The organism is Pseudomonas sp. MS646, from assembly GCF_036693845.1.
Classification (GTDB): Bacteria; Pseudomonadota; Gammaproteobacteria; order Pseudomonadales; family Pseudomonadaceae; genus Aquipseudomonas; species Aquipseudomonas chlororaphis_E.
Window position 1 is genome coordinate 2195694 of record NZ_CP144763.1, and the last position, 22590, is coordinate 2218283.

The following is a 22590-nucleotide window of genomic DNA, read 5'->3' on the forward strand; positions in this document are numbered from 1 at the left end:
TCGGTCGGCAGGGTACATTCGGTTCAGGTTTTTTGAAGAAGGTGAAGCGAGATGTCCCAGTTAGGGAAGGCGCGTGGCAAGGCCCAGGACAGCGGTTGGCGCGGGTCGCCGGAAGGTTGGCTGGAGGCCGCCTACGACGCCTTGAAGGAATCGGGCATCGACGCTGTCAGGGTCATGCCGCTCGCCAAGCGCCTGGGTCTGTCGCGGACCAGCTTCTACTGGTTTTTCGAGGATCGCGAACAGTTGCTGGCAGCCTTGCTCTCTCGCTGGCGGGAGACCAACACCGGCGGACTGATCCGCCAGACCGAAAGTTATGCCGAGAGCATTTCCGAAGCGATCCTGAACGTGTTCGAGTGCTGGCTCAACCCGCAACTGTTCGACTCCCAATTCGAGTTCGCGGTGCGCAGTTGGGCGCTGCAGTCGGCGGAGGTGGCCCAGGAAGTCGCTACCGTGGATGAACAGCGGATGAATGCGCTGGCGAGCATGTTCAAGCGTTTTGGCTACGACAGCCAGGGGGCCGACACCCGGGCCCGGACGATCTACCTGACCCAGATCGGCTACATCAGCATGAACACCCGTGAGCTGATCACCACGCGTTTCGAGCGTATTCCGCATTACGTGAGCATCTTCACCGGCAAGGTGCCCAAGCAGCGCGAGCTGGATCGTTTCTATGGGAAGTTCGGCTACGCCGAAAAAGAACCGGGGGTCTTCGTGCCCTTGGCCGAGACGTTCGAGGAAGGGGCGGGTGATGATCAGTAAGACCCTGGGCATCATCGGCGGAACCGGCTGGCTGGGCGGGGCAATCGCCCACGCGTTGCTGGCCACTGCGGGGCTGCCGGCCGCTAACCTGGTGCTCTCCAACCGTTCGGGCAGTCATCCGCTGGCCGGGCAAGGTGTGTGCCTGGTCACGGACAACCAGGCCTTGGTGGCGCGCAGCGATGTGGTGATCATTGCCGTGCGACCCGAGCATTTCGCCAGCCTGGACATCGATGCGACAGGCAAGGTCGTCATTTCGTTGATGGCCGGGATCACCGCGCAGGCGATTGCCACGCAGACCTCGGCTTCGGCGGTGGTGCGGGCGATGCCCAACGCGGCGGTGGAAATCCGGCAATCCTTTACGCCCTGGTTCTGTTCGGGGGCGGTGGACACCGCGACGCGAGAGCTGGTGCAGCAACTGTTCGAATCCGTGGGCACGGCGGCAGAGGTCCGGGAGGAGGGGTTCATCGACTACCTGTCTGCGCTGTCGGGCACTGGCCCGGCTTTTCCGGCCTTGCTGATGATCGCGCTGGCCAACCAGGCAATGGCCGCCGGCCTGCCTGCCGATATCGCGCAATTGGCCGCCAGGAACGTGGTGGTCAACAGCAGCCAACTGCTGCAAACCCATGACGCGCAGCAAATGATCGAGGCCTTGGTGGCCTATCGGGGCGTCACGGCCGCGGCGTTGCAGTCAATGGTCGACAGCCGCTTCGAAGAACACCTCGGCCAGGCCTTGCAGGCCGGGGCGGCGGTGGCTCGCAAAGGGCTTCACGGCTGAGACGGATAACCCCTGTGGCAAGAGCCCTCGCCACAGGGGGGCAGGACCTCAAATGTCCTTGAGCAAGCGCAGTGCATCGTAGATGGCCGCGTGGGTATTGCGTGCCGACACGGCATCGCCGATGCGGAACAGTTGGAAGCGGCCTTCCGGGTGGGTCACGATGTTCTGGGGCTTGCCGGCGATCAGATCCTGCTGCTCGACCGCACCGTTGTTGCGCGAGTAAGGGCGCAATTCGAAGTACAGATCATCGAGGGGAAGGGTGCCGTGGTTGATCACCACCTGATCGACCACGCGCTGCTTGTGTACCTGGCCATAATCGCTGCCGAAGGTGGCCACCAGTTGCCCGTCGCGTTGCTCGACGGTGTCGACCCGGTAGGTGACGGTAAAGGTGACGTTCAGGTCTTGCAGGCTGCGCATGTAGGGCACCAGGTTCATCGCCATCACTTCCGGGGCGAATGAGCGGTCCGGTGTGACGATCTCCAGTTTCGCGCCGCTGCTGGCGATGACTTCGGCCGCCTGCAGCGCGGCGTGGTCGCCCGCGTCGTCGAAGATCAGCACGTTCCTGCCGGGTTTGACGTCGCCGCAAATGATGTCCCAGGTCGACACCACCAGTTCATTGCCGTGCTTGAGCACCTCGGTGTGGGGCAGGCCGCCGGTGGCGACGATCACCACGTCCGGTTCCTCGGCCAATACCGTCTCGGCCTCGGCCCAAGTGTTGAAGTGGAACGTGACGCCCAAGCGTTCGCATTGCGCCATGCGCCATTCGATGATGCTGATCATCTCGCGGCGGCGTTCGCTGAGGGCCGTCAGGCGGACCTGCCCGCCGGGTTGGTCCGCCACCTCGAATACCGTGACGGCATGCCCGCGTTCACCGGCCACCCGTGCCGCTTCCAGGCCTGCCGGGCCGGTGCCGATCACCACCACCTTGCGCTTGAGCGGCGCCTTGGAAATCTCATGGGGCATGGTGGTTTCGCGCCCGGTGGCGGCGTTGTGGATGCAATACGCCGCGCCCCCCTGGTAGATGCGGTCCAGGCAGTAGTTCGCGCCCACGCAGGGGCGGATGTCCTCTTCGCGTTTTTCAATGATCTTGCGCACGATGTGCGGATCGGTCATGTGCGCGCGGGTCATGCCGATCATGTCCACCTTGCCGGAGGCGATGGCGTGTCGTGCCGTGGCGACGTCGGGAATCTTGGCGGCGTGGAAGGTCGGGAAACCGGTGGCCGAGCGGATCTCGCCGGCAAAGTCCAGGTGCGGGGAATTGCGCATGCCCTGGATCGGGATCACATCGGTGAGGCCGGCGTCGGTGTCGATGTGCCCGCGAACGACGTTGAGGAAGTCGACCAGGCCGCTGTCCTTGAGCATATGGGAGATCCGCAGACCGTCGCTGGCCCCGAAACCGCCGGGCAGGTCTTCATCGCCGGTGTAGCGAATCCCCAGCAGGAAGTCTTCGCCGCAGCGTTGGCGGATGCCGCGCAGGATATCGAAGGTAAAGCGCAAGCGGTTCTCCAACGAACCGCCGTAGGGGCCATCGAGGTCGTTGGTCAGGGGCGACCAGAACTGGTCCATGAGATGACCGTAGGCCTGCAATTCCAAGCCATCGAGTCCGGCCGCCTTCATGCGCTCGGCGGCGTCGACGTAGTCCTTGATGATGCGATCGATGTCCCAGTCTTCCAGCTTTTTCGGGAAGGCCCGGTGCGAGGCCTCGCGGCGATGCGAGGGCGAGACCACCGGCAGCCAGTCGGCCTTGTCCCAGCGTGTGCGCCGCCCCAGGTGGGTCAGTTGAATCATCACCGCCGCGCCATGCTCGTGGCACTCGTCGGTCAGGTCCTTCATCCATTTGACCACTTCGTCCTTGTACGCCAGCACGTTGTTGAACACCGGCGGGCTGTCCCGCGATACCGCGGCGGACCCGGCGGTCATGGTCAATGCCACGCCGGCCTTGGCACGTTCGACGTGATAGGCCCGATACAGGTCTTTCGGCATGCCGTCGACTGGGTAAGCCGGCTCATGGGAGGTGGTCATGATCCGGTTTCTGAGGGTCAGGTGTTTGATCTGGTAGGGCTGCAGCAAGGGATCGCTGGACATGGTGTTGCGCTCCGGGAACAGAACATCAGGCTGGGTTTTGACATGACGGTATGTGCAATGTTCACCTGTGTCAACGGTTGTGACACTGGTGTACATTTCCCTTGCCCAACCCCAAGGCCGGGATTACTATCGGCTTGAAATTTTTTCTACTGCCCTGCCAATAACCATTAATACAGACGCGGAGACGCACCATGATCACGTTATCCAGTAGAAGCTGTATCGGCTGGCTCGCCGGCCTGGCGATGGCCTCCAGTTGCCTGGTTGCACAAGCCGAGGAACCCACGCCTATCCGGATCGGGTGGGTGAATTGGTCGGATACGGAAATCGCCGTGAAACTGGCAGACACGGCCCTGCGAGACCATCTCAAGCAACCGGTCAAGCTGGTCCTGGCCGATATCGGCATTCAGTTCCAGGCACTCGCCAACGGCAGCATCGACCTGATTCCGATGGTCTGGCTGCCAAACACGCACAAGTCGTTCTATGACAAGTACCAGGACAAGCTCGAAGACCTGGGCTGGTTGTATGAAGGGCGGATCGGCATGGCGGTGCCGACGTCCGTTCCCACCAGCGAGCTGGCCAGCGTCGAAGACCTCAACAAGCCTGAGGTGCGGGAGAAACTCGGCGGCAAGATCCTCACCTCCGAAGTGGGCAATGGGCAGTACAAGCTCACCGAGAAAGCCATCCAGGCCTACAAGCTCGATGGCTACAAGATGGTCGCGTCCTCGGAGTCTGGCATGCTGAGCGAGCTGGACCGCAACCTCAAGCGTGACCGGTGGTCACTGATCAACGCCTGGAGCCCCCATTGGATGTTCTCCAAATGGTCGCTGCGCTACCTCGATGATCCCAAGCAGATCTTTGGCGGCGCCGAGCAGATCCACGCCGTTGCCCGCAAAGGCTTCAGCGCGCAGCACCCTGACGTCGCGCGGTTTTTCGCCAATTTCAAGATTCCCCAGGCTGATCTTGAGAAGTTGATGGCCAGCGCCCGCGACAGCTCGGCTGACAAAGTGGTTGCCGAGTACTACGCCGCGAACAAGCCGCGTTTCGAAGCCATGTTCGGCAACCAGACGGCGTCCGCGACAACGGGCCAGCAATGATCGCCGGCGTTGAGTGATGGGGCGGGCCGGTGCCCGTGATGGACGGTGAGGGGCACCGGTTTTGTTGGCAGTTTTTGCAGAAGCATCGTCGCTGATGACGATTGATCGATCAGGCGATGCATTAGACAGTCTGACCCCGGAGCCGTCCCTGGCTCCCTTGGGGCCATCTCTTAGAACTTGAAGCGTCCCACCAGCCCCTTGAGCTGCCCGGAAATGTCCGTCAGGCGGCCCGAACCGGTTTGTGCCGAGTGGGCGAATTCCTCGACCAACTGGGCGTCGGCATGGATCTGCGCGATGTGCCGGTTGATGTCTTCCGCCACCTGATGCTGTTCCTCGGCGGCCGTGGCGATCTGGGTGTTCTGGTCGCGAATCGAGTCCACCGAGTGGCGGATCTTGTCGAAACTGTCGCGGGCCTGCTGGATGCGCTCGACACTGGTTTGCGACACTTGCAGGCTGCTCTGCATCTGCTGCGTCACTTCCTGGGTCCGTCGGGCCAGGTTGCCCAGCAGGCTGTCGATTTCACCGGTGGAGTCGGCGGTGCGCCGTGCCAGTGCCCGTACTTCATCGGCCACCACGGCAAACCCGCGGCCCTGGTCGCCGGCGCGCGCGGCTTCGATGGCGGCGTTGAGGGCCAACAGGTTGGTCTGTTCGGCAATCGAGCGGATGGTGTCGAGGATGGTGTTGATGTTCTTGCTGTCCTGCTCCAGGGCCTGCATGGTCTGGGTCGACTTCTGCAGGTCCTCGCTCAGTTTCAACACGCTGCCGGTGGCTTCGCCGATGTGATGCTGGCCGTCGTGTACGTCACGGTAGCCGGTGTCGGCACTGGAGGCGGCTTCGCTGCACGAGCGCGCCACTTCGTTGGCGGTGGCGACCATTTCGTTGAACGCGGTGCTCACCAGTTCCACGGCCTGGCGCTGGCGCCCGGCGGCTTCGTTCATGTTCTGGGCGACATCGCTGGTATCGGCGGCGGCGCTCTGCAGATCGGACGACGCACTGCCGATGCGTTGCACCAACTGGGCGATCATGCCCAGGAACTGGTTGAACCAGCTCGCCAGGGTGGCGGTTTCGTCCTTGCCTTGCACGCTGAGCTGACGGGTCAGGTCGCCTTCACCTTCGGCGATTTCCTGCAGGCCGTTGGCCACGCCGCGGATCGGACGCACGATCACGCTGGCAAAGCTCGCCCCGACCACCGCGAACACCGCGGCCAGTACGGCGGCAATCACTGCGATCAGCCACGTCAGGCTCGACGCCTCGGCCATCACTTCGTCGCGCTTGATCAGGCCGATGAAGCGCCAGCCCAGGCCCTTGGAACTGACCACGTTGGCCATGTAGGGCACGCCGTCGATCTCGATCTGGGTCACGCCGTCGCCGCTCTTGGCCAGTTCGGCATAGTTGGGGCCGAGGTCGGCGAGGGGCTTGAAGTTGTGCTTGGCGTCACTGGCATCCACCAGGACGTTGCCGTTGCCCTCGATCAGCATCAGGTAACCGCTGTCGCCCAGCTTGATGGCCTTGACCAGTTCGGTCAGTTGCTTGAGCGACACGTCCAGGCCGACAACGCCGATGACCTTGCCGTTGGCGTCGGTGACGGTGTGGACCGTGCAGATCAGTGTCACGTCGTCCGGCGCCCAATAGTAGGCGTCGGTGCGGGTGGTGGTGCCGGGCGAGGCCAGGGCAGCCTTGTACCAGGGGCGCACGCGCGGGTCGTAGTTGGACAACTTGGCGTCGTCAGGCCAGCTGGCGTAGCCGCCGTCATTCTGGCCCAGGGAAAGGTACGCGGTGGTCGGATGGGACTTGGCGAAGCCGTCGAAGATCGCCAGCAACTGCTGGTTGGTTTCCGTCAGGGGAATTTGTGCGGCGTCGGCGCTCGAATAGTTCTTCAATCCCTTGGCCGAGACAATCCGCGGATCCTTGGCGAAGAACTCGACGTTTTGGCTGATGCCGTCGAAGAACATCTTCATCCCGTTGTCGATCTGGCGGATCTCGCGGCCGCTGCTGTCCAGGAAGTTGGTCTTTGCCGCGTCTCGCAGGTTCAATACGACGAGCACCGCCACCAGGATAACCGGGAGGCAGGCAATGGTCGCGAACGCCCATGTCAGCTTTTGCTTGATATTCATGACTTCTCCCGCGGAATATTTTTGATGTTGGAACGGCGGAAACGATAGCGGTTGGCGTTGCGAGTTTCTGGAAAGGGAAAAGCGCCCATGCCCACACCCGGTATATCGACCAAAGTCGTAGGCACTTGAGACCATTCAGCGTAATTTGGACCGGCCGCTGCGCCGCGCAGCAAGGTGATTGCAGCGAACGCGGCCAGGCTGGAAAATAGCGCGGATGGCCTTGCCGCCTTTGCGCGAACGCAAAAGTGAAGCAAGTCCTGATCGTCTTCTGTATTCACGAGGCCCTATGCCAAGCGCATTCGAGAGCGTACTTAAAAACAAGAACATGGCTTATCGACCCCAGGGGGCGACCCCGGCCAGCCAAGCGCCCATTCGCGTCGCGTTTGTATTGATGGACAATTTCTCGATGATGTCTTTCACCGGCGCGGTCGATGCGCTGGTGACCGCTAACCTGATGAGCGACAAGCCCCTCTATGAGGTGCTGACGGTGGGCGTCTCGGGTGGGCAGGTGACGAGTGACCTGGGAATTGTCATCTCGACCGACATCGAGCTGGCACAGATGCCGGAAAACCAGGACGTGATGATCGTCGCCGGCGGTTTTCGCGTGAAACTGCAAGGTCATCCGTTGCTGCGCCGCAAGCTGCGCGCCAATGCCACGGCCGGGGCGATCATGGGCGGGCTGTGGAACGGCGTGTTCTTTGTCGCCGATGCCGGCCTGCTGGAAGGGTTCGAGTGCGCCGTCCACCCGGAAAGCCGGGCGATGATGGCCGAAGTGTTCCCCAACGTGAAGGTGTCCAGCCGTGCCTATGTCCTGGACCGCGGACGCGTCAGCTGCGCCGGGGCCAACAGTTCGTTGCGCATGATGCTCCAGTTGATCCGCCAGACGGGCGGCGAGGCGCTGGTGGGCGCGATCGAGGAAATCCTGCGCTGTGATGAATCGGGCGATGCGTCGGACCTGCCGCCGGTGTTCGTCGAGACCGACCCAACGCTGCCGGAAAGCCTCAAGTTGGCCTTGGAATTGATGTGGCAAAACGTCGAGGAGCCGCTGACGATCGATGAGCTGGCGGCCTGCGTGAAGATTTCCAAGCGCCAGCTGGAGCGGCGTTTCTGCAGTTTTCTCGGGGCGACCCCGACGCGTTACTACCTGGAGCTGCGCCTGACCCGCGCCCGCCAGCTCATCCAGCAGACCAATCGCTCGGTGACGGAAATCGCCGTGGCAACGGGGTTCGTCAGTTCGCCGCATTTCCAACGACGCTTCCGGGACTTCTTCGGCGTGCCGCCGGGCAGCTACCGTTCGACGTTCGCGCGCAAGTAAGCGCTGTGGGTGGGGGATGCGCCGAGGCCTCGTCTTGTCGGACGAGGCCTGCGCCTTTTGGGGTATTGCGGTCGCTTGAACGTTGCCTCGGTCATGCCCGGAGCCCTGTCGCGGCTCATGGCATTTGCGGCAGTTCCCGCGGTTGCAGGTCGAACACCAGCACTTCCGAATCCACGCCGTTGCTCAATGTCAGCACCTGTTCCTCGCGGACTCGCACGCCGTCGCCTTCCTGCAGTGACAGGCCATTGAGCTCGACCGAGCCCCGGGCGACGTGCACATAGGCGTAACGGTCCGGTGCCAAGGTCAGGGTGGCGCTTTCGTTGCCGTCGAACAGCCCGGCATAGACCCGTGCATCCTGGCGCACCTCGAGCGAGCCGTCGGCGCCGTCCGGGGAGATGATCAGTTGCAGGCGACCGCGTTTCTGTTCGGCGCTGAAGTGCTCCTGTTGGTAGCGTGGCTTGGCGCCGCTGACATTGGGCACGATCCAGATTTGCAGGAAGTGCACCCGTTCGTCCGCGCTGTGGTTGAACTCACTGTGGGCCACGCCGCTGCCGGCGCTCATCAACTGTACGTCGCCGGGGCGGATCACCGAGCCTGTGCCCAGGGTGTCCTTGTGTTCCAGCGCGCCTTCGAGCACGTAGGAGAAAATCTCCATGTCCCGATGGGGATGCTGGCCGAAACCTTTGGCGGCGGCGACGCGGTCATCGTTGATGACCAGCAGGTCGGAGAAGCCCTGTTGGTTGAGGTCCCGGTAGTTGGCGAAAGAAAAGGTGTGGAACGAGGTCAGCCAGCCGTGGCGGGCGATGCCGCGATCCGAAGCTTTGCGAAGGGTCAGCATGATGGATTCTCCTGATGTCTGTGGGCGGCGGCTGGGCCGTTCGCCGGGTTCAGAAGAAGATTAATGGTTATCGTAATCTTCAATAAGTAGATGAAAAACGAAATACTGTCTCTTTTGAGTGGACAATAGTCAGCTCGCCCCCGGCGCTTGGCTTCGTCATAATGCCCCTCCACCGACCTTGTGGGCTTGAACGTTTACTGTGTCTCTCTGATTTCCTGGCGTTTCTACTGATGAAAACCGTTGCAATGGTGCTGTTCCCCGATTTCTTGTTGCTCGACATGGCCGGGCCGCTGGAAGTGTTTTCGATTGCCAATCGGTACCTCGACGCGGATAACCATTATCAACTGTTGACCCTGGGCACCGAGCGCGGCCCGATGCGCGCTTCCAATGGCGTGACCGTGCAGGCCGACATCCACATCGACCAGGCGTGGGCCGCCTACGACGTGTTGCTGGTGCCGGGCGGGCCGGGCGCCTACAACGACCGGCACCCGGGCTTGCACATCTGGCTGAAGGCCGCCGCGCAGCGGGCCACGCGCTACGGCTCGATTTGCACCGGCGCCTTTGTACTGGGCGAGGCCGGGTTGCTTGACGGTTACCGCGTCACCACCCACTGGCACTACACCGAGCGGCTGATCCAGCGTTTCCCCAAGGCGCTGGTGGAGACCGATAAAATCTTCCTGCAGGACCGGCGCCTGATCACGTCCGGTGGCGTCACCGCCGGTATCGACCTGGCGCTGTCCATCGTTGCCCAGGATCACGGCCGCAAAGTGGCGCTGGACGTGGCCAAGGTGTTGTTGGTGGTGATGAAGCGCCAGGGCGGCCAGGCGCAGTTCAGTCCGCTGGTGGCCGCGGTGGCGGCGCAGGAATCGGCCATTACCCGGGTGCAGAACCATGTCATGGAACACCTGGAGGAACCGTTCACCATCGAGCGCATGGCGGCGCTGGCCTCCATGAGCTCGCGGCATTTCGCCCGGCTGTTCGCTCGCGAAGTGAAGATGACTCCGATGGAGTTCCTGCAAGGCGCGCGCATTGACCGGGCCCGCCAGTTGCTCGAAAGCACCGACCTGCCGCTCAAGACCGTGGCCTTTCGCAGCGGCTTCGGCAGTGTCCGGCACATGCGCTCGCTGTTCAGTGAAAAGCTCGGCCTGACCCCCGTCCAGTACCGCCAACAGTTCAGTTGAGCCGAAGATGTCCGTCCAGGGCATCGTCATGTCCGTGGTGCGTCCTGTGCCAGCATTGTTCTGCAAACGATGGCTGCCAAGATAACGGCACACCCTCTGGAAAGGATGTGCAGGAGCCGGGGCAGACGCGTTCGTTGATTCGCGACGTCATGCCCGCCGCGGTGATCCGGCGCTTGATTGCTCATGAACAGTCTCGTCACACCCGATACCGAAGCGGCGGTGGGCTTCGGTCCGTTTGTCTTCTACCCCCAGCAACGTCTGGTGACCCGCGATGGCGAACCGCTTGTGCTGGGGGGGCGGGCCCTGGACATTTTCCAGGTGCTGGTGGAGCACGCCGGCGCCTACGTCAGCAAGCAAGCCTTGTTGACCCGCGTCTGGCCGGACAGCGTCGTCGAGGAAATCAACCTGCGGGTGCACATCGCCGCCCTGCGCCGAGCCTTTGGCGACGGGCAGGACGGCTGCCAGTACATTCTCAACGATCCCCGGCAAGGCTATTGCCTTGCCGCCTCCCTGGCCCCGACGACCGACCTTGAACGACACAACCTGCCGGCCCGGCTGAGCCCGGTGATCGGTCGCGATAAAGTGTTGGGGCGGTTGCTGGCCGACGTGCCCCGTCAGCGCCTGACCACCGTGACCGGCCCGGGTGGCGTCGGCAAGACCACCGTGGTGCTGCGGGTGGCGGAGCTGTTGCTGGAGCATTTTGCCGACGGCGCCTGGTTTGTCGACCTGGCCGCCCTCACCGAGCCGCACCAGTTGCAGGCACACGTGGCGCAGGCCCTGGGGCTCGCGCCCGACGCCCTGATCCGGCAACTGCAAGCCCGGCGCCTGTTGCTGGTGCTCGATGGCTGCGAGCATCTGTTGCTGGCCTGTCGGGAGCTGGCGCTGAGGCTGGGCGCCTCGGCGCCCGGTGTGACATTGCTGTTGAGCAGCCGCGAAGCCTTGAACATGGTCGATGAATGCACCGTGCAGTTGCCCGGCCTGGCACGGGTGTCGCCCCTTGAACTCGAGCCGCAACTGTTGGCGAGCCCGGCCACGCAGCTGCTGATCGAACGGGTTGGCGCTCGGCAGCAAGGGTTCGCCGCCACCGACCGCGACCTGGTGGCGATCGCGCAAATCTGCCAGCGCCTGGACGGCTTGCCGCTGGCGCTGGAACTCGCGGCGGCCCAGGTCGGGGTGCTGGGCGTGGCCGGCGTGCTGGAGCAACTGGAGCAGGGGCTGTCGTTGTTGAGCCACGGGCGGCGTACCGCGGTGGCCCGGCATCAGAGCCTGGAGGCGATGCTGGATTGGAGTTTCGAACGCTTGAGCGCCGCCGAGCAACGGGTGTTCCAACGGCTGGCGGTGTTTGAGCGGCCCTTTACCCTGAAGGCGGCGATGGCGGTCATCAGTTGCCCGGAGCTGGGCGTGGATCAACTGCCGTGGTTGCTGTCACGCCTGGCCAGCCAGTCCCTGGTGATGGTCGAGGCCTGTGCCAATGGCGTCCGGTTTTTCTGGCTCAATACCACGCGCGCCTATGCCCTGGAAAAACTCCGGCGCAGCGGCCAGTGGTCGTTGTACCACCGGCGCTACCTCTTGCAGGACGCCGTCAAACCCTTGCATTCAAGGCCCGCACCGCCCCGACAAGGCCTGGAGCAGCGCGTCGGCCTCCATTAGGTCGGGGGTGTCGAAGCCTTCGGTGAAGCGCCGATAGACCGGGCCGAGTAACCCGTGTGCGTCCAGGTCCTGGCCCCGACGTTGCCACAGCCGCGCCAGGGTCGTGGCGCTGCGCAGTTCCCAGGCCAGGGCGTTGTCTCGCCGGGCCACCGCCAGTGATTTGAGCAATTGTTCTTCGGCACGCGCCTCCAGCGCGGGGTCGTTGCGTGCCAGCAGGGTTTGCGCGTCGGCCCGAAGGATCTCCGCCGCACACCAGCCCGCCGCGCCGCTGTGGGCGCGTTCCAGTTGTGCCGGGGTGACGCAATCGGCGCGCAGGGTGGTGACGATGTCCTGGACCAACCGCGCGCTGGTCGAGTCGATCTCCGGCGGCGGGTTATCGAAAGCGCGGACGTAATGCCGGGCCCAGTCGTGGAAGAACATCACGAAGTGCTTTTTCGTCTGGTGCTGCAACAGGTCGAGCCTGTCCTGGGCGGTTGCGTGATCGCCGTTGTAGCGGGCTATCACGCAACTGGCCAGCGCCAGGGTGTAGCAGATCGAGGTGCCATGGTTGATCTGCAAGGCAATCTGCAACGCCAGGTCGGCGGTCCGCTGGGCTTTCTCGGCGAAGCCCTGTAGCCACAGGATGCGCGCCAGAATGGTCAGCGACGCCACACTCTGGTCGTACTGCACGCCGAAACCGTGGGTGAAACGGCTCAGATGCCCGCTCTGGGCCATGCGCTGGATCACCTGCTCGGCGTCGCGGCGGGCCACGGCCTGGTTCCCGGCGAAGTGCAGCGCCAGGACACGCAGGCGCTGGGCGCTGAGGGACAGGATCGGGTCGCCCTGAGGCCCCAGCCGGTCGAAATCCTGGCTCTGCTCCAGCGCCTGGCGGTAATTGCCGCAACTGAGGTTGACCGCCATGTGGCCGGACACCGCCCGCAATTCGCCGGCCAGGTCCTGGCTTTGCCGGGCCAGCCGACGCGCCGTGATGAAGGCATTGATGGTGGCCGGGGTGCCGCCTTCGGTGTGGTAACGGTAGCTGCCGTGCGCCAGTTCCAGGGCAAGGGTCAGCTTCGGACATGGCGTGGGCGTGGCCCGCAGCAAGGCCAGCGCCTTGCTGACGTAGAGGCCATGCTCCTTGAGCAAGGACAACTCCTGCCAGAGCGGCAAGGTTCGGGCGGTCAGGCGGATCGCCACGGCCCGCACACCTTGCGCGCCCAACCCCCAGTCGAGCGCCGCGCGAATGTCGTCGCGATAGGCCGCGTAACGGCCGATCCACAGTCGCGTCGGGGTGGTCTGCCAATCGTCCTCGGCCTGTTCCATCAGCGTCAGGCAGCGCTCGGCGTGACGTTCCCGGCTCGCGGACAGTTCTGCGGCATCGGTGAGTTTTTCCAGGGCATAACTGCGCGTGGTGTCCAGCAGGCGGTAGCGCACCTCTTCGTCGCCGATCTCGACGTTGAGCAATGACTTGGCCACCAACTGGCTGACAGACACCAGCACCTGCTCGGGCGCCACCTGCTGGCCGACGATCACCGCCGCCGCCGAGACCAGGTTGAAACTGCCCATGAACACCGCCAGCCGTCGCAGGCAGGTTTGCTCGCAAGGGGTGAGCAGGGCGAAGCTCCAGTCCAGCGTGGCGCGCAAGGTCTGCTGGCGAGGGGCGGCATCGCCGCTGTTGTGAAGCAAGGCCAGACTGTCCAGCAGTTGCCGGTGCAGCTGTTGCACGGTAAAGCGGCTGATCTGCGCGGCGGCCAGTTCGATGGCCAGGGGAATGCCGTCCAGCCGCCGGCAGATGTCCACCACCAGCGGCACGTCGGCGTCGGTCAGCTCGAAGTCGTCGCGGCTGGCCATCGCGCGCTCGGCGAACAACTGCAAGGCCGGGTACGCCAGGGCCGGGAAGCCTTCGATGGGCATTTCCGGCGGTGGGAACGCCAGGGCGTCCAGGCGCTGGACGTGTTCGCCTTCGGCACGCAGGTCTTCGCGGCTGGTGGCGAGGATGTGCAGGTGCGGGGCGCCGCGCAGCAAGGTTTCGCTGAGCTGGGCGACGGCGTCGATCAGGTGTTCGCAGTTGTCGATGACCAGCAGCAGGTGCCGTTCCTTGAGTTGCCGGGTGATGGTCTCCAGCGGGTCGCCGTCCTGCAACGGCAGGTCCAGCAGCGCCGCCAGGTTGGGCGCGATCATGACCGGGTCGTTCAGTGGGGCCAGGTCCAGCAGGTAGGTGCCATCACGGTAGCGGCCGATCAGCCGTTCGGCGACCCGCAGGGCAACGGTGGTCTTGCCGATGCCGCCGGTGCCCACCAGGGTGATGAAGCGTTTGCGCGGCAGTTGCGCCACCAGGTTTTCCAGCAGGGCGTGGCGTCCGATCATTCGCGTGTGCCGCAGCGGCAGGTTGTGCGCCAGGGAAGGGTGGGGCGTGGGCGCCGATGGTTCAAGAGGGGCCAATGACACGGGGGCCACGAAGCTGTAGCCGCGCTGCGCCACGGTGATGATGTAGCGCTGGCCAGCCTGGCCGTCGCCCAGGGCCTTGCGCAGCGCCGCGACGTGCACCCGCAGGTTGGTGTCTTCGACAACGCTCTTGGGCCAGACGCGGGCGATCAGTTGTTGTTTGCTCACCACCTGCCCGGCGTGTTCGAGCAGCACCAGCAGGATATCCACCGCCCGTCGTCCCAGGCGCAACGGTTGCCCGGCTTCCATCACCAGGCGCTGTCGAGGGTGGACCCGGTAAGGGCCGAAATGCACCGTCTGGTCGACGGGCAGGCTGGGGGATTGACTCATCATGCGCTCGATATTCTGTCCCGGTGCAGGGCGGGTATACCCGAGCATGTTCCTCAGGTTTGTCGGCAAGTGCAACGGTTTAGAGCCTTGCAGGCGCAAAAGCTTGCTCGTGATGAAGCCGCTTCGGCCCGCAGGAAACGTCACACCCTCATCGCGGGAGGGTCTTGCTCCGACAAAAAATTAACAACGTTTAACTCACGCTCACACCCCTGCTGACCAGACCATGAAGCCATTCACTCACCTCAAGGAATCATGGCATGAGTACCTTCATCACCCGCGACGGCACCGAGCTCTACTACAAGGATTGGGGCAGTGGGCAACCGGTGGTGTTCAGCCACGGCTGGCCATTGAACTCGGACAGTTGGGAAGCGCAGATGATGTTCCTGGCTTCCAACGGCTATCGGGTGATCGCTCACGACCGCCGTGGGCACGGTCGCTCCAGCCAGCCTTGGGACGGCAACGACATGAACACCTACGCTGACGACCTGGCCGAGCTGATCGAGCGACTGGACCTGAAGGACGCGGTGTTGCTGGGCTTCTCCACCGGCGGTGGCGAAGTGACGCGCTACATCGGTCGCCACGGTGCCGCGCGCGTCGCCAAGCTCGGCCTGATCTCGGCGGTGACCCCGCTGATGCTCAAGACCGCGTCCAACCCGGGCGGCTTGCCCATCGAGGTGTTCGACGGCTTCCGCCAGGCCTCCCTGGCCGACCGTTCTCAGCTATACAAGGATGTGGCCAGCGCGTTTTTTGGCGCCAACCGTCCGGGCGCCAAAGTCTCCCAGGGCATGATCGACTGGTTCTGGATGCAAGGCATGCTCGCCGGGCACAAGAACACCTATGACTGCATCAAGGCGTTCTCGGAAACCGACCTTTCCGACGACCTGCGCGGCATCGACGTGCCGACCTTGGTGGTGCATGGCGACGACGACCAGGTGGTGCCGATCGAAGCCGCCGGCATCGCCGCCGCCAAGCTGCTCAAGAACGCTCAGTTGCTGGTCTACCCCGGCGCGCCCCATGGCCTGACCGATACCCACAAGGACCGTCTGAACGCTGATTTGCTGGCGTTTATCCAGGGCTGAAGGGGGCTGCCCTGATGCTTGGGGCAAGCCACAAAACCTAATGTGGGAGCGAGCTTGCTCGCGAAAGCGCAGGGTCAGTCGACGAGGATGTTGAAGGTCGGTACGCCTTCGCGAGCAAGCTCGCTCCCACAGGGACTTCACCCATCCCTGGCCATTCAACAGGATCAAATAACCCAATGAACCGCAACGATTTACGCCGTCTCGACATGAACCTGCTGGTGATCTTCGAGGCGCTGATGTTCGAAAAGAACCTGACCCGCGTCGCCGAAAAGCTGTTCATGGGCCAGCCGGCGGTGAGCGCGGCGTTGGGGCGGCTGCGGGATCTGTTCGACGACCCGTTGCTGATCCGCCACGGTCGTGGCATGGAGCCGACGCCTCGGGCCCTGGCCATTCTGCGGGAACTGCAACCGGCCATGGACACGATTTCCGGCGCGGTCAGCCGGGCCAAGGCGTTCGACCCGTCCACCAGTTGCGATGTGTTTCGCATTGGCCTGTCGGACGATGCCGAGTTCGGTCTGTTTCCACCCTTGCTCAGCCAACTGCGTGAAGAAGCGCCGGGCATCATCGTGGTGGTGCGTCGGGCCAACTATCTGCTGATGTCGTCGTTGCTGGGCAGTGGCGAAATCAGCGTGGGCGTCAGCTATACCACCGATTTGCCGGCCAATGCCAAGCGCAAGAAGCTGCGGGACATCCCCTGCAAGGTCTTGCGCGGCGACAATCGCCCAGGGCCACTGACCCTGGATGAGTACTGCGCAAGGCCCCACGCCATGGTGTCGTTTTCGGGCGACCTGAGCGGCAACATCGACCTGGACCTGGCCCGCATCGGCCGGACCCGCAAGGTGGTGCTCGGGGTGCCACAGTTCAGTGGCTTGCGCGCCTTGCTGGCAGGCACCGAGCTGATCGCCACCGTGCCCGACTATGCCGCCTGTGCCCTGGTCGAAGGCTGCGCGCTGCGGGCCGAGGACCCACCGTTCGAGATCAACGCGGCGGAACTGTCGATGGTCTGGAGCGGCGTGCATGACAACGACCCCGCCGAGCGCTGGCTGCGCTCGCGCATTGCCACCCACATGTCCCAACCGTTGCCGGCCGCGGCTTACGCAGATTCGGACGGAGCCCACCGATGAACATCACCGATGAACGCCCGATGCAGGATCTGGGCTTGCTGTTCCTGCGCCTCAGTGGCGCGCTGTTTTTGCTGTGGGTCCATGGGTTGCCGAAGCTGTTGCACTACAGCGCCGAACTGACCCGCATCGAAGACCCGTTTCACCTTGGCGCGGCGCCCACGCTGATCCTGGCGATCTTCGCCGAAGTGGTGTGCCCGCTGCTGATCATGGCCGGCGTGCTGGTGCGCCTGGCCTGCCTGCCAATCCTGTTTTTGCTGGCCGTGGCGCTGCTGGTGGTGCACCCGCAGTGGAGCCTGGAAGAAGGGCAGTTCGGTTGGTTGCTGCTGATTGTATTTACCAGCGTCTTCATCGCCGGCCCTGGCCGCCTGGCGATGAACACGCGCTTTGTTGGAGTGCTTCGTCATGTCTGAACTGCAAACCGTTGAGCCCAAGGCCAAGCCTGGCGTCGACGAAATCGTCACCCTGGTGGTCAAGCACCGGATCAAGGCCGGCCAGGACGCGGCCTACGAGGCCTGGCTGCGGCGCATCGTGCGCGTCGCCGGTGGCTGGCCAGGGCACTTGGGGGTAGACGTGGTGCGAGGCAAGCAGGACGGCCTGTCGCTGTTCACCTGCGTGCTGCGCTTCTGTTCCACCGAGGCCTTGCAGCGCTGGCTGGATTCGCCCGAGCGCAGCGAGTTGGTGCAAGAGGCGGCGCCGTTGCTGGCCGATGGCGACCAGACCGAAGTCGCGTCCCACAAGGAGTTCTGGTTCACCCCGCTGGCGGACGCCGCCACACCGCCACCGCGCTGGAAGCAGGCCGTGGTGACCTTGCTGGTGATCCTGCCGCACACCTTGCTGGTGCCGCTGATCTGGGGGCCCGTGCTGCAGCTCCACGCGATTCTTTCCAACTACGTGGTCGCGACGTTCCTGATCACCCTGACCATCGTGCTTTCGGTCTGCTACGTATGCATGCCGCTGGCGACCCGTCTGTTCGCACCGTGGATGGAGGCTTCGAAGGCGCATGAGCATTTGGAGCCTTAGCTGACACCGTTGTAGCGAGGAAGGCTTGTGTGGCGAGGGAGCTTGCTCCCGCTGGGGCGCGAAGCGGCCCTGAGTTTTTTGGGGTGGCTGCGCCACCCAGCGGGAGCAAGCTCCCTCGCCACGGTATTCATTTTTTGATCGTTGAAGGAAAACCCTATGAACGCCGATCTGATTCTGTTCAATGGCCAGTTCCACACCGTCGACCGGGAAAACCCCCGGGCCAGCGCCGTGGCGATCAGCCAGGGCAAATTCGTTGCCGTGGGCACCGACGCCGAAGCCATGGCCCTGCGCGGCAGCGGCACCCAGGTCATCGACCTCAAGGGCCGCACCGTCATCCCCGGGCTCAATGACTCGCACCTGCACCTGATCCGGGGTGGCTTGAACTACAACCTGGAACTGCGCTGGGAAGGCGTGCCGTCCCTGGCCGATGCTCTGCGCATGCTCAAGGACCAGGCCGACCGCACGCCGACGCCTCAATGGGTGCGTGTGGTGGGCGGCTGGAACGAATTCCAGTTCGCCGAAAAACGCATGCCGACCCTGGAAGAACTCAACCAGGCGGCCCCGGACACCCCGGTGTTCGTCCTGCACCTGTATGACCGCGCCTTGCTCAACCGCGCCGCACTGCGCGTGGCCGGCTACACCCGCGACACGCCGAACCCGCCCGGCGGCGAGATCGTGCGTGATAGCAACGGCGAGCCGACCGGCATGCTGGTGGCGCGACCTAACGCGATGATCCTCTACTCGACCCTGGCCAAGGGACCGAAGTTGCCGCTGGAGTACCAGGTCAACTCCACCCGCCAGTTCATGCGTGAACTCAATCGCCTCGGGCTGACCAGCGCCATCGATGCCGGCGGTGGTTTCCAGAACTACCCGGACGATTACGCCGTGATCGAGCAGTTGGCCCGGGAACAGCAGTTGACGGTGCGCATCGCCTACAACCTGTTCACCCAGAAACCCAAGGAAGAGCTCAGCGACTTCAAGAACTGGACCGGCAGCGTCAAGCTGCACCAGGGCGACGACTTCCTGCGGCATAACGGCGCCGGCGAAATGCTGGTGTTCTCGGCGGCCGACTTCGAGGACTTCCTCGAACCGCGTCCGGACCTGCCGGCGAGCATGGAGCAAGACCTGGAACCGGTGGTCCGGCACCTGGTGGAACAGCGCTGGCCGTTCCGCCTGCACGCCACCTATAACGAATCCATCAGCCGCATGCTCGATGTGTTCGAGAAGGTCAACCGCGACATCCCGTTCAACGGCCTGCCGTGGTTCTTCGACCACGCCGAGACCATTACCCCGCAGAACATCGAGCGGGTCCGCGCGCTGGGCGGCGGCATCGCCATCCAGGACCGCATGGCCTTCCAGGGTGAGTACTTCGTGGACCGCTACGGCGCCAAGGCCGCCGAAGCCACGCCGCCGATCAAGCGCATGCTGGCCGAAGGCGTGCCGGTCGGCGCCGGCACCGACGCCACCCGGGTGTCGAGCTACAACCCGTGGACCTCGCTGTACTGGATGGTCAGCGGCCGCACCGTCGGCGGCCTGGCATTGCACGAAGAAGGTCTGCCGCGCCTGACCGCCCTGGAACTGTTCACCCACGGCAGCGCCTGGTTCTCCTCGGAGCAGGGCAAGAAAGGCCAGATCAAGGTCGGCCAGCTGGCGGACGTGGCAGCCCTGAGCGCGGACTTCTTCAGCGTCGAGGAAGAAGCCATCAAGTGGATCGAGTCCGTGCTGACGGTGGTGGGTGGCAAGGTGGTCTACGCCGCCGGCGATTTCGAGAAGCTCGGCCCGGCCAGCGTTCCGGTGCTGCCGGACTGGTCGCCAGTGGTCAAGGTCCCTGGTCACTGGCGCCCGAGCTCGCCGTTGCAGGCGCAAGTCCACCAGTGCAGCGGGCCGTGCACGGTGCACGCCCACAGCCATGAACGGGCACGCCTGTCGAACGTTCCGGTCAGCGATTTCCAAGGCTTCTGGGGCGCGTTCGGCTGTTCCTGCTTCGCGTTCTGACGAACACCAACATCCCCCTGTGGGAGCGGGCTTGCTCGCGAAAGCGGTGTGTCAGCTTGCGACGTCGTCGGATGTGCCGACGCATTCGCGAGCAAGCCCGCTCCCACAGGACTTGTAACATCCATCCAAAGGAGTCATCCCATGAGCAATGTTCCCAGCTACAACCGCCTGAACAAAGACGACGCTGTGGTCCTGCTGGTCGATCACCAGACTGGCCTGATCTCTCTGGTCCAGGACTTTTCGCCCAACGAGTTCAAGAACAACGTGCTGGCCCTGGCTGACCTGGCGAAGTTCTTCGAACTGCCGACCATCCTGACCACCAGTTTCGAAAAAGGTCCGAACGGCCCGATCGTGCCGGAACTCAAGGAAATGTTCCCGGACGCGCCGTACATCCCGCGTCCAGGCCAGATCAACGCCTGGGACAACGAAGACTTCGTCAAGGCGATCAAGGCCACCGGCCGCAAGCAACTGATCATCGCTGGCGTGGTGACCGACGTCTGCGTAGCGTTCCCGACCCTGTCGGCATTGGCTGAAGGTTTTGACGTGTTCGTCGTCACCGACGCTTCGGGCACCTTTAACGAAACCGTGCAACAAGCCGCCTGGGTCCGCATGACCGCCGCTGGCGCGCAAATGATGAACTGGTTCTCGGTGGCCTGCGAACTGCACCGCGACTGGCGCAACGACATCGAAGGCCTGGGCAACCTGTTGTCCCAGCGCATTCCGAACTACCGCAACCTGATGAACAGCTACTCGGCACTGACCGCCAAGTAAGCTGAGCTCACAGGCTAAACGGATGCCCGCCATCGTGCGGGCATCTTTTTGCCTGGCGAAAACCTGTGGCGAGGGGATTTATCCCCGTTGGGCTGCGTAGCAGCCCCAAAGTTGATCACCTGGTGTGTCAGACTGTTTACCGGAGTCAGTAATCAGGTCTGCTGCGCAGCACAACGGGGATAAATCCCCTCACCACAGGGTTGAGTTCACCCTGAACACCTTTATAAAGTTCTTGATTATTCACCCACGGATCCCCAATGAACCCCTTCGAAGACATGCGCATTTTCGTCCAGGTCATGGAGTCGGGCAGCTTTACCGCGGCGGCGGACAAGCTCGGGCTGTCCAAGCAGTTCGTCAGCCGCAAGCTGATGGCGCTGGAGCAGCGTCTGGGCGTGCGCCTGCTCAATCGTTCGACGCGGCGCCTGGACATTACCCCCTTGGGCCAGCGTTATTACGAATCAGCATTGCGCCTGCTCAGTGAAATCGAAGAGGTGGAGCAGGGCATCAGCGGCCAGACCGACGCGCCCCGCGGCACCATTCGCCTCAGCGCGCCGCTGTCGTTCGCCGTGGCGCACCTGGGGAGCCTGCTGCCGGTGTTCCTGCAACGCTACCCCGACGTCAGCGTCGAAGTGGATTTGAGCGACCGCTCGGTGGATCTGCTGGGGGAGGGCTACGATCTGGCGTTGCGCATTGGCGTGCTGGAGGACTCGACGCTGATTGCCCGGCGTATCGCCAGCATCGAGCGGCTGTATTGCGCCAGCCCGGCCTACCTGGCAGAACGCGGTACGCCCGAGCGACCTGAAGACCTGCGCAATCACGATTGCCTGCCTTATGGTCACAGCCGGCAAGTCCAATGGCGCTTCGAAGGACGTGGCAAACCTTTGTCCCTGGATGTCACCGGACGCATGCGGGCCAACAACGGTGACCTGCTTCGGGACGCCGCCATTGCCGGCATGGGCATCACCTACCTGCCCACCTTCATTCTCGGCGATGCACTGAAGGACGGTCGATTGACCCGGGTGCTGGAGGGTTACGAGACCGAGCCACTGACGCTGTCGGCGGTTTACCCGCAACATCGGCAGGGCTCGCGCCCGGTACAGGCGCTGGTGGAGTTTCTGCGCGAACAGATGCAGCCGTGACGCACGGGGCTGGATCGGTTAGTACAGGACCCCATAACGACGTTCAGCCGTCCGGAGACGGCTGAAGCACTCGAGGCAAGGATCAGGCGGCGAGGTTGGCGCTGCCCAGTTCCTTTTTGTACTGCGCTTTCATGGTTTCCATTTCCGCACCCAAGGCATCCAGCTTGGCCTTGCCCAAGACTTTCTTGGCCTGGGGGAACATCTCCTTTTCTTCCTCTTCGATGTGGTGTTCGAGCAGTTCCTTGACCACCTTCACCCGACCGGCGAATTCAGGCTGGGATGGATCGGTGGCTTTCAGGTCCGGCAGCACCAGCGAGTCGACGGTGCGATGCTCTTCCTTGGCCTCGTAATACATTTCCGCTTCGTCCTTGCCACCCGCTTGCTTGAAAGCCGGATACAGGATCTCTTCTTCCAGACGGGTGTGGATGGTCACTTCCATTTCCAGTTTCGCCAACAGATCGGTGCGTTTCTTGATGGCGCGATCAGTGGATTCGCTCAGTTGGGTCAGAATCGCTTTCACGCGTTCATGGTCGGCTTTCAAAAGGTCGATGGCGTTCATAAGTAGCTCCTGGCAATTCACGGTTGCGGGTAGGCTTCAAGCGCCGACGCCGCGTATGGGGTAAATTGCATCAGCCATGCCAGCCAGCGCTTATAAAAAAGTACAGGTAAAACAAAGAGTTGGATGAGTGGTAAGTTCCGGCTTCGTGCAAGCTGCAAGACCCGGGGTAAAAGCTCGTTGCACTTTGCGCTGACGCGCGGCTAAAAGCTCCTGTTGACACACCTGGCCCGTGGCGAGGGAGCTTGCTCCCTCGCCACGATTTGTCATTCTTCAGAACCCAGCCATAAAAAAACCCGTATCTCGCGATACGGGTTTTTTCACAGCGGTGCTGCCGAGGC

General features: G+C 63.4%; 19 protein-coding genes. 13 read left to right on the plus strand and 6 right to left on the minus strand.

The window, feature by feature from the left end:
- Nucleotides 1–51: 51 nt before the first annotated feature.
- Together V3H56_RS09765 and V3H56_RS09770 are read left to right on the plus strand one after the other, a co-directional pair.
- Entirely contained in the window at nucleotides 52–759 is a 708-nt protein-coding gene (locus V3H56_RS09765; RefSeq protein WP_042729775.1) for a TetR/AcrR family transcriptional regulator, read from the plus strand.
- The gene (locus V3H56_RS09770) at nucleotides 749–1534 is read left to right on the plus strand and encodes a pyrroline-5-carboxylate reductase dimerization domain-containing protein (RefSeq protein ID WP_338474529.1); all 786 of its coding nucleotides are present in this window, start codon (nucleotides 749–751) and stop codon (nucleotides 1532–1534) included. Before V3H56_RS09765 ends, V3H56_RS09770 begins: the two co-directional genes overlap by 11 nt.
- 48 nt (nucleotides 1535–1582) lie before the next feature.
- Here the strand turns inward: V3H56_RS09770 and V3H56_RS09775 are convergent, their stop codons facing one another.
- Nucleotides 1583–3619 carry an NADH:flavin oxidoreductase gene (locus tag V3H56_RS09775; protein WP_123578761.1) on the minus strand — a complete coding sequence of 679 codons (2037 nt, stop codon included), beginning with the start codon at nucleotides 3617–3619 and terminating at the stop codon, nucleotides 1583–1585.
- Between the two features lie 191 nt (nucleotides 3620–3810).
- Here V3H56_RS09775 and V3H56_RS09780 point away from each other — a divergent pair, with 191 nt between their 5' ends.
- Entirely contained in the window at nucleotides 3811–4713 is a 903-nt protein-coding gene (locus V3H56_RS09780) for a glycine betaine ABC transporter substrate-binding protein (protein ID WP_042729772.1), read from the plus strand.
- A gap of 170 nt (nucleotides 4714–4883) precedes the next feature.
- On the opposite strand, the gene V3H56_RS09785 is transcribed toward V3H56_RS09780, so the two are convergent.
- Complete coding sequence (locus V3H56_RS09785) at nucleotides 4884–6827, minus strand: methyl-accepting chemotaxis protein (protein WP_042729771.1); 1944 nt, start codon at nucleotides 6825–6827, stop codon at nucleotides 4884–4886.
- The gene (locus V3H56_RS09790; protein ID WP_144419419.1) at nucleotides 6824–7105 is read right to left on the minus strand and encodes a hypothetical protein; all 282 of its coding nucleotides are present in this window, start codon (nucleotides 7103–7105) and stop codon (nucleotides 6824–6826) included. Before V3H56_RS09790 ends, V3H56_RS09785 begins: the two co-directional genes overlap by 4 nt.
- A gap of 8 nt (nucleotides 7106–7113) precedes the next feature.
- Between V3H56_RS09790 and V3H56_RS09795 the strand changes: the two genes are divergently transcribed.
- On the plus strand, nucleotides 7114–8142 hold the full coding sequence (locus tag V3H56_RS09795) for a GlxA family transcriptional regulator (RefSeq protein WP_042729770.1): 1029 nt from the start codon (nucleotides 7114–7116) through the stop codon (nucleotides 8140–8142).
- Nucleotides 8143–8257: 115 nt separating this feature from the next.
- Here the strand turns inward: V3H56_RS09795 and V3H56_RS09800 are convergent, their stop codons facing one another.
- The gene (locus tag V3H56_RS09800; RefSeq protein WP_047737234.1) at nucleotides 8258–8980 is read right to left on the minus strand and encodes a pirin family protein; all 723 of its coding nucleotides are present in this window, start codon (nucleotides 8978–8980) and stop codon (nucleotides 8258–8260) included.
- 230 nt (nucleotides 8981–9210) lie between these two features.
- Here V3H56_RS09800 and V3H56_RS09805 point away from each other — a divergent pair, with 230 nt between their 5' ends.
- A complete protein-coding gene (locus V3H56_RS09805; protein ID WP_042729768.1) occupies nucleotides 9211–10161 on the plus strand; it encodes a GlxA family transcriptional regulator in 951 nt (316 codons plus the stop codon).
- A gap of 183 nt (nucleotides 10162–10344) precedes the next feature.
- Nucleotides 10345–11811, plus strand: a complete 1467-nt coding sequence (locus V3H56_RS09810) for a winged helix-turn-helix domain-containing protein (RefSeq protein ID WP_338474530.1) — start codon at nucleotides 10345–10347, stop codon at nucleotides 11809–11811.
- Here the strand turns inward: V3H56_RS09810 and V3H56_RS09815 are convergent.
- Nucleotides 11758–14565 (minus strand): winged helix-turn-helix domain-containing protein, encoded by a 2808-nt coding sequence (locus V3H56_RS09815; protein WP_053150976.1) that lies wholly within the window; start codon nucleotides 14563–14565, stop codon nucleotides 11758–11760. The two genes, V3H56_RS09810 and V3H56_RS09815, sit on opposite strands and share 54 nt — an antisense overlap.
- 257 nt (nucleotides 14566–14822) lie before the next feature.
- Between V3H56_RS09815 and V3H56_RS09820 the strand changes: the two genes are divergently transcribed.
- The 7 genes from V3H56_RS09820 to V3H56_RS09850 all read left to right on the plus strand — a co-directional run bounded on the left by V3H56_RS09820 (nucleotide 14823) and on the right by V3H56_RS09850 (nucleotide 21693).
- Nucleotides 14823–15644: an alpha/beta hydrolase gene (locus V3H56_RS09820; RefSeq protein ID WP_338474531.1), complete on the plus strand. Its 822-nt coding sequence runs from the start codon at nucleotides 14823–14825 to the stop codon at nucleotides 15642–15644.
- 176 nt (nucleotides 15645–15820) lie between these two features.
- Complete coding sequence (locus tag V3H56_RS09825; RefSeq protein ID WP_047737226.1) at nucleotides 15821–16768, plus strand: LysR family transcriptional regulator; 948 nt, start codon at nucleotides 15821–15823, stop codon at nucleotides 16766–16768.
- Nucleotides 16765–17178 carry a DoxX family protein gene (locus tag V3H56_RS09830; protein WP_042729763.1) on the plus strand — a complete coding sequence of 138 codons (414 nt, stop codon included), beginning with the start codon at nucleotides 16765–16767 and terminating at the stop codon, nucleotides 17176–17178. The genes V3H56_RS09825 and V3H56_RS09830 overlap by 4 nt, the downstream gene beginning before the upstream one ends.
- A complete protein-coding gene (locus tag V3H56_RS09835) occupies nucleotides 17171–17788 on the plus strand; it encodes an antibiotic biosynthesis monooxygenase (RefSeq protein ID WP_042729762.1) in 618 nt (205 codons plus the stop codon). The genes V3H56_RS09830 and V3H56_RS09835 overlap by 8 nt, the downstream gene beginning before the upstream one ends.
- Before the next feature lie 156 nt (nucleotides 17789–17944).
- A complete protein-coding gene (locus tag V3H56_RS09840) occupies nucleotides 17945–19783 on the plus strand; it encodes an amidohydrolase (RefSeq protein ID WP_053150969.1) in 1839 nt (612 codons plus the stop codon).
- Nucleotides 19784–19924: 141 nt separating this feature from the next.
- On the plus strand, nucleotides 19925–20554 hold the full coding sequence (ycaC, locus tag V3H56_RS09845; RefSeq protein ID WP_047737223.1) for an isochorismate family cysteine hydrolase YcaC: 630 nt from the start codon (nucleotides 19925–19927) through the stop codon (nucleotides 20552–20554).
- 257 nt (nucleotides 20555–20811) lie between these two features.
- Nucleotides 20812–21693: a LysR family transcriptional regulator gene (locus V3H56_RS09850; RefSeq protein ID WP_123578764.1), complete on the plus strand. Its 882-nt coding sequence runs from the start codon at nucleotides 20812–20814 to the stop codon at nucleotides 21691–21693.
- An 82-nt stretch (nucleotides 21694–21775) separates the two neighbouring features.
- Here V3H56_RS09850 and V3H56_RS09855 read toward each other — a convergent pair whose 3' ends face one another.
- A complete protein-coding gene (locus V3H56_RS09855) occupies nucleotides 21776–22252 on the minus strand; it encodes a hemerythrin domain-containing protein (RefSeq protein WP_042732423.1) in 477 nt (158 codons plus the stop codon).
- Nucleotides 22253–22590: the final 338 nt, after the last annotated feature.